Genomic DNA, 6,521 nt, shown 5'->3' with positions numbered 1-6,521 from the left:
TTTGTGCGATCAATTTCAGTTCCGACGCTAATGCTGCACGCAAGCAACGATCCCTGGATCCCTGTTCGTCCTTACCTCTCATTGAAAAAATTTGACCTGCCAAAAGTCGAGATCATTATTTCGCGAAGCGGTGGCCACGTCGGCTTTCATGAGAGCGGGTATGCCGAAACGTGGCACGATCGCACGATTGATACGTTCATTCGAAATCTAGTTGGAAGTGGCAGCATTGCTGGTTAGCAGGTCTTCCTCCGCACGCATATCAACCGGAAGTGGCCCAAGCATAAGAACCGCAAGTGGCGTTCGCGGTCAATCGTGCGTAGCAGCAAGAACGCCTCTCTCCGTCCTAATCAGACGACTACAGCGAAACGCTATGGGTGTGGATACCGCGAAGGCTCAAATCCCCCGCGTTCGCATATGGGACCAAACGCCTGCTTGGAACTCGTTTGCAAAATCGGGCTGAACGGAGGTGTTCCAGTACCGGTTGGTGTAAGTCCCCGTTAGCGAGTGTTTGAAACCTAAAGAAGCTGGCGGTGGGGGCAGTCATCTGCGAACTCGTCTCTGAGGCCCATTCCCTGTTCAGCGGGAAAATACAGGGAAGTTTGCCAATTCTGGTGCAGGAAGTGGGCCTAGTCGCGGCTTTTCCGCATGTAGATCAATGGGTAGGGAGCCATTTCCCTAAACACCGGAACAGGGAATTTTTCTGGGATAGCAGGGAACAGTTCTGGCCGGATGAGGGAGCACGTCCCCCGTTTCTGGCCGGTTGTGAAGTTCCTCCCGACGACGATAGCCCATCTGCAACACTCCATCCTTTCTCAAAAGTTGAAGTGTTGCGTCGACTATATGAACCCGCCACCCGAAGCGGACATGTCGGAAAGGGCTCCTTCGAGAGCGTCGACTTCCCCCCAATAGTCCGACACCAAGCGTTCACTTCTCCAGGCGTCAGATTTGATGTAGTTGAGCAACAGAAAGCCCCTGCAAACAAACTACTCTCATTGGAAATGGCCATGGCGAACAAAGACGACTTCACACCCGAAGAATGGACGAAGTTGCTAGACAGCATCCTAGCGGCTGGCCTTGCCGTTTCGGCGACCGATCCAAGCGGCTGGTGGGGCACTCTTAAAGAAGCCGCTGCGGCGACTCCCGCGCTCGCTGAAGCTCAGCGCCATCCCAACTCCAATGAACTCATCAAGGCTACTGTTGCTGATTTCGCAAGATCGAGCGATGGCAGCATTTCTGCCATGCGCGAGCGTTTTGCCCGTGCCGAGCCCGTCGAATGCGTGCAGCGTTCGTTGGAGAGCCTACGAGAGGCTTCCGCCATCGTCGATGCCAAGGCCCCTGATGAGGCAATAGCCTTCAAGACCTGGCTCCGAAAGATCAGCCAGCAGGTCGCGGAGGCTTCTGTGGAAGGGTCGTTTCTTGGCTTTGGAGGTGTCCGAGTGAGCGATGCTGAGAAGGCCACACTTGGTGACATCTCCAAGGCACTTGGTATATGAGAGAGTCCAAAGAACAAGCGGCACCGAAGCAAAAAATGCCCCAACCCGTTGTCGTCACCATTCCCCACCGGCTCGGTAAGGAGGAGGCCCGGCGCCGCCTACAGGCGGGCTTGAGCAATGTGCACGCGCATGTGAGTGACAGTCTCGTCATGCTGAAAGACGCTTGGGTTGGCGATCATATGGACTTTCAGGCGAGGCTACTGGGTCAATCGACGACCGGATCGGTGGACGTGGGAGAGGATCATGTCCGGCTTGAAGTGCAGCTTCCATGGGTGCTGGCAATGGTCGCCAATAAGGCCAAGGCGCTGGTGAAGCGGCAGGGACAGCTAATGTTGGAGAAGCCGACCCCCAAGCGTTAGCGCGTGCGATCAGAAGTCTGCATAAGCTACGATTGATCGACTAACGATTTTTGCGGCCCGCGGCTTGCTTCGCAACCTCTCGTCGGAGCATTGATACCAGTCGCTTAGGCTTGACGACCTCAACCTCGTCACCCCAGGTACAGCGACCAGCATACGTCCGCTTTGGGTCATTAACAGACATCAGGATGCGACCTAGCGACGTCCGCATTGCACCCGAAAGCAGACATCCTCAGCGTCGAAGTCAATGTCTGCCAAGTGCCAAAAGCGGATCCGTCGGTGGTGTTCGGAATGGGCTATTCGGCCTGATAGACCGTTTCGCCCTCAAACACCGTCCGCGTGATTGCGACGTCGCTGATCTCCTTGGTCTTGCCAGCATTGACGAGGTCGAACGGGTTCCGGTCGAGAACGATCATATCTGCGAATTTGCCGACCTCGATAGAGCCGGTGATGTCGTCGTGTTCCATGGCGTAGGCGCCGTTGATCGTGAAGATCCGCATTACGTCCTCAAGCCCGACCCCTTCACCGAGCGGTCCCCCGGGGTAGTCGGAATTGTCCGGGTTCTCGCGGGTGATCATCGCTTCCATGTTGCGGAATGGGTTGGCATTGGGTGCCGAGGCTGGCCAGTCGCTGCCGTATGACACCTTCACGCCGCGGCGCAACATCTCGGCAATCGGCGCCCGCGCTGCTGCGCGTTCCGGCCCGAGAATCCCATCATAGAGATCACCGGTTGGGAAACGGAAATAGACTGGTGGCGACATGTCGGCGACGACATTAAGTCGCGCCATCCGGTCCATGTCATCGGGGTCGACCCACAGCGGATGCGCGAATTGCACTGGCGCATCGAACGCCGGATAGTTCTCACGGCCCTCCTCGATCAGATCAAGGACCTTGCGGGTCGTGCCGTCGCCGATTGTGTGGACCATCAACTTAAGACCAGCGCGCATGTTCTCGCGCATCTGGTCCATCATATTCTTGCTGATGGTCAGGATGCCGTGTTCGTCTGTGCCCTCGTAAGGCTCCAGCATTACAGACGTCTTGGTGAGCGGCGTACCGTCGGCGCCCCATTTCGCCGTCATCGGGTCGAGCAGCCTGTGTTGGAACTCAGGCAGTCGCGTGACCGACTCCTGTGGATTGGCCTCTTCACCGAAATAGTCGTTCATGATGAGCGCTGTATCGACGCGCATCTTCAACTTGCCTTCATCGGCCAGTTCCTTCCACGCCGCGTTGGCTTCGGTCGATACCGCTGAATCTGTGATCGCGGTAATGCCGTAAGCGAGAAGTATGTCCTGGCTCTCGAGAATCGCCTTCTTCCAGGTCGCCACATCAGGATGGTTCTGCAACTTCCCAACCGGGAAGAGGCCCATTTCGGCCAGGAAACCGGTCGGTTCGCCCGTGGTCGGGTCCATCTCGATAATCCCGGTCTCGGGCTGAAGCGTGTCTTTCGTGATCCCGGCCAGCGCGAGCGCTTTCGAGTTGACCACCGCGTTGTGCGCAGACGAATCCACAAGGTAGACAGGGCGGTCAGGGAAAATGTCGTCTAGGAAGTCCTTGCGCGCCCGCCCATCCTTGAAGTGGGAGGGGTCCCACTGCTGCCCCCAGATCCAGCTATCGCCGGGATTCTTTTGAGCGTAGTCGAGTAGAATCTCGCGGATTTCATCTGGAGTCTTGTCTGGCGTGAATGTCGCACGATTAGCGAGTTTAAGGATGGTTGCGCCAGCCGAAGAGGCATGGACGTGGTTTTCTTGAATACCGGGCATGGCGAAGGCGCCACCCAGGTTGATCACCTCGGTCCCTTTGCCGGTCACCGCGGCGGCATCCGGGGCGCTGCCCACCACGATGAATTTACCGTCCTTGATCGCGACCGCCTCGACCCATTGCTGTTTGTCATCGACCGTGTAGATCTTGCCGTTGGTGTAGACGGTGTCTGCGGTTTGGGCGCTAGCAATTGCGGCTGACCCGAGCAGTCCGCAGAGCACTGTGACGATGAGTCTGATGAGTTTCACGACAAGACCCTCCATCATCAAATTCAATTTCGATGGAAACTTTATATGCAGGGGGGTTGGCAGGTCCAAATTCCTGCCAAAAAATGGCGGAGAGAGAGGGATTCGAACCCTCGGAACGCTTGCGCGCTCAACGGTTTTCGAGTTCTAAGGCTCTCGTGCCAACCTATGCCGCGCAGTAGCTAAGCGTGTGCTCTCGTTTGGCATTTCTCCTCTGGCGATCCTTGTCTGTGATGCCCAATACCGCCTCGTGTTGCGTGGTTGGTTTGCAATTTGGTTTGCACTCAGAGCGGCGCGTAAGACCGTGGGCGAAAAGCGGCGCCCTCGAGATCAGCAAAAGCAAGCATCCGTCGCACCTCTAGCGACCCTCCCTTAATCTCCGCAATGCTGACACCATGCGGGGGAGCCAATGAGGGAGGCTCCTATGATATCACGCCGGTTTCCGGCTCGCTGGATGCAAAGTGCAATGAACTGCCTTTGCAGATTGCAAGCCCGAGCCACCGAACGGGCCGCAAGCCTCTGCTTATTAGTAACTTAGAGAGTGGCACAGGTTTTGCTATGTCATATGTACAGGGCTTCCTTCCCCCGTTTATCTGCAGTCAGAGGTAAAATCGAAAATGATCGATAATACAGCCACCCAGGTGCGCTCAACAGCGCAAGCAATCATTCAGGGTTACCTCGGCGCTGGCAAAAAGGTGATCGACAAGCGCGCGCTCTATTACGCGCTCGTTCAGGCCCTCACAGAAGCGAGGCAGCAGGGACGACAGGAAATAGGAAGGAGACTTTGAGCGGCGCTCGTTTTGGTTGGCCCTGCTCTCAAGGAGTGATCCGCGCGCGCGTCGATTGAGTAACTAAAGAAGATGGGGCTTCCCTCCCCATCCTGGTTCCCCCATAAGGAACCCAGAAGCCCCGTCTCCCCCCGACGGGGCTTCTTTTTGCCCGCAGCCGTAAGTCATTGAAGCAAATGCGCATGGCGGAGAGAGAGGGATTCGAACCCTCGGAACGCTTGCGCGCTCAACGGTTTTCGAGTTCTAAGGCTCTCATCCCAACATGTACCGCCTAGTAGCTAGGTGGCTGTTCCGGTTTGGAAATCCCAATCCCACTGTCCCGGCCTGTAAAGCCTAGTGCTGTACCCTGCCGCGGAGTTCGTTTGCAATTTGGTTTGCAATTGAGGGCCTGAGGCGACGATTGGGAACTTCTGGAGATCTCATTGTTTTTCGCCTAACGACAGTCTAATCACGCAGTCGATGTGGGAAGAGATAGCCGGTTGGGAAGGCTGGGACGAGGTAGGTGCTGCAGGTGCATGGCTGATCACTCTGTGCTTGCTCCTCATTGGCCTGGCCGGATCTGTTCTACCCGTGATTCCCGGCCACCTAATCATCGTGGTGGCTGCCGCGTTCCACTGGTTTGCATTGCGGGAAGCATCTGGGGTCGAGTGGTGGACATTCGTTGTGCTGATCGGCTTGCTGGCAGCGTCGCAGGCTTACGAGTTTGTTAGCGGGGCTGCCGGGTCCCGCTGGTTCGGGGGAACGAAATGGGGGGCAATTGGGGCCATCCTCGGCGCCTTTGCCGGCATTTTTTTTCTGCCGCTAGGGCTAATTCTCGGCCCTCTGATCGGCGCCTTTGCGTTTGAGGCGCTATTCGCCAAACAAGAGATTAGGCAGGCGGCAACGTCGGGTATGGGCTCAGCGGTCGGCACGGTGAGTTCTCTCGTGGTCAAAGTTATGGTCGGCGTTGTGATGGTCGTCTGGTTTCTTGTGGATGTGCTTTTCATAGGCTGAACTGACGTTGAAGCGTGCCAACTTCAGTCGCGAGGCCAGGAACGTCGGCTTAGGGGCGCAAAGCGGACGTGGTCTAGGAGCACGAATCTGGCTGATACTAGGTAAGTCGTAGCCAACTACTGAGAGGACGACGCTGGCCAGCGTCGCGTAGTTCAATGTCCACAATCACACCCTTCACCCCGATTGCCTCGACCATCGGCGGTGCGCTAATCGGGCTCGCTGCAGTTCTACTAATGCTGTTCAACGGACGAATCGCCGGCGTTAGCGGGATATTGGCACGGCTGCTTCCTCCGTATGCCAGCGCGGAAGTAGTGAGCTCGGTGGCCTTCGTCGCAGGGCTGATTTCAGCCCCGATTTGCTATTCGACGGTGAGCGGTTGGCCCGTGCATCAGACGGTATCAGGCAATGTGGCGCTGATGGTTATTGCTGGATTGCTGGTTGGAATTGGCACGGTCTACGGCAGTGGCTGCACCAGTGGGCATGGTGTGTGTGGGCTCGCTCGACTCTCGCGACGCTCACTTTTGGCTACAGCGGTCTTTATGTTCACGGGCTTTGCTACCGTGTTCATCGTGCGGCACGTGATTGGGAGCTAAAGTCAGCGGTGCGTATCACGATCAGCTTAATCGCAGGATTTTTGTTTGGTCTCGGCCTCGTCATTGGCGGCATGGCCAATCCGGCCAAGGTACAGAATTTTCTAGACGTATTTGGAACGTTTGATCCGAGCCTCGCCTTCGTGATGGCGGGCGCTGTGGTGGTCACCTTTTTGGGTTATCGATTTTCGTTTCGACAGCCTTCGCCAATCTGCGGGGAGCGATTTCAAATGCCTACAGCAACCAAAATTGACTCCCGTCTGATTGTTGGGCCAGCACTCTTCGGCGTAGGTTGGGG

Annotated in this window: 8 protein-coding genes; 7 read left to right on the top strand and 1 reads right to left on the bottom strand. The window is 56.6% G+C overall.

The genetic code is table 11. The features are described 5' to 3' along the window. The 3 genes from AC221Y_RS18350 to AC221Y_RS18340 all read left to right on the top strand — a co-directional run. On the top strand, positions 1-237 hold a 237-nt coding region (locus AC221Y_RS18350; RefSeq protein ID WP_486707979.1), incomplete at its 5' end, for a hypothetical protein. Positions 238-1,004: 767 nt separating this feature from the next. Further along, the gene (locus AC221Y_RS18345; RefSeq protein WP_486707978.1) at positions 1,005-1,493 is read left to right on the top strand and encodes a hypothetical protein; all 489 of its coding nucleotides are present in this window, start codon (positions 1,005-1,007) and stop codon (positions 1,491-1,493) included. A gap of 35 nt (positions 1,494-1,528) precedes the next feature. Continuing rightward, complete coding sequence (locus AC221Y_RS18340) at positions 1,529-1,852, top strand: polyhydroxyalkanoic acid system family protein (protein WP_486707977.1); 324 nt, start codon at positions 1,529-1,531, stop codon at positions 1,850-1,852. A gap of 293 nt (positions 1,853-2,145) precedes the next feature. Here the strand turns inward: AC221Y_RS18340 and AC221Y_RS18335 are convergent, their stop codons facing one another. Next, entirely contained in the window at positions 2,146-3,855 is a 1,710-nt protein-coding gene (locus tag AC221Y_RS18335) for an amidohydrolase (protein WP_486707976.1), read from the bottom strand. Between the two features lie 614 nt (positions 3,856-4,469). Here AC221Y_RS18335 and AC221Y_RS18330 point away from each other — a divergent pair. The 4 genes from AC221Y_RS18330 to AC221Y_RS18315 form a co-directional block, all read left to right on the top strand. Beyond that, on the top strand, positions 4,470-4,640 hold the full coding sequence (locus tag AC221Y_RS18330; protein WP_486707975.1) for a hypothetical protein: 171 nt from the start codon (positions 4,470-4,472) through the stop codon (positions 4,638-4,640). A 459-nt stretch (positions 4,641-5,099) separates the two neighbouring features. After that, positions 5,100-5,633, top strand: a complete 534-nt coding sequence (locus AC221Y_RS18325) for a DUF456 family protein (RefSeq protein ID WP_486707974.1) — start codon at positions 5,100-5,102, stop codon at positions 5,631-5,633. A 155-nt stretch (positions 5,634-5,788) separates the two neighbouring features. Beyond that, on the top strand, positions 5,789-6,226 hold the full coding sequence (locus AC221Y_RS18320; protein ID WP_486707973.1) for a YeeE/YedE family protein: 438 nt from the start codon (positions 5,789-5,791) through the stop codon (positions 6,224-6,226). Between the two features lie 8 nt (positions 6,227-6,234). Further along, positions 6,235-6,521, top strand: a 287-nt coding sequence (locus AC221Y_RS18315; RefSeq protein WP_486707972.1) for a DUF6691 family protein, incomplete at its 3' end; no start/stop codon positions are given.

Source organism: Boseongicola sp. (assembly GCF_057460485.1).
This window is presented reverse-complemented; position numbering and strand designations above follow the sequence as displayed.

Coding starts and splice junctions, on each gene's coding strand:
- AC221Y_RS18345 (WP_486707978.1), top strand. CDS start 1,005: ATGGCGAACAAAGACGACTTCACACCCGAAGAATGGACGAAGTTGCTA.
- AC221Y_RS18340 (WP_486707977.1), top strand. CDS start 1,529: ATGCCCCAACCCGTTGTCGTCACCATTCCCCACCGGCTCGGTAAGGAG.
- AC221Y_RS18330 (WP_486707975.1), top strand. CDS start 4,470: ATGATCGATAATACAGCCACCCAGGTGCGCTCAACAGCGCAAGCAATC.
- AC221Y_RS18325 (WP_486707974.1), top strand. CDS start 5,100: ATGTGGGAAGAGATAGCCGGTTGGGAAGGCTGGGACGAGGTAGGTGCT.
- AC221Y_RS18320 (WP_486707973.1), top strand. CDS start 5,789: ATGTCCACAATCACACCCTTCACCCCGATTGCCTCGACCATCGGCGGT.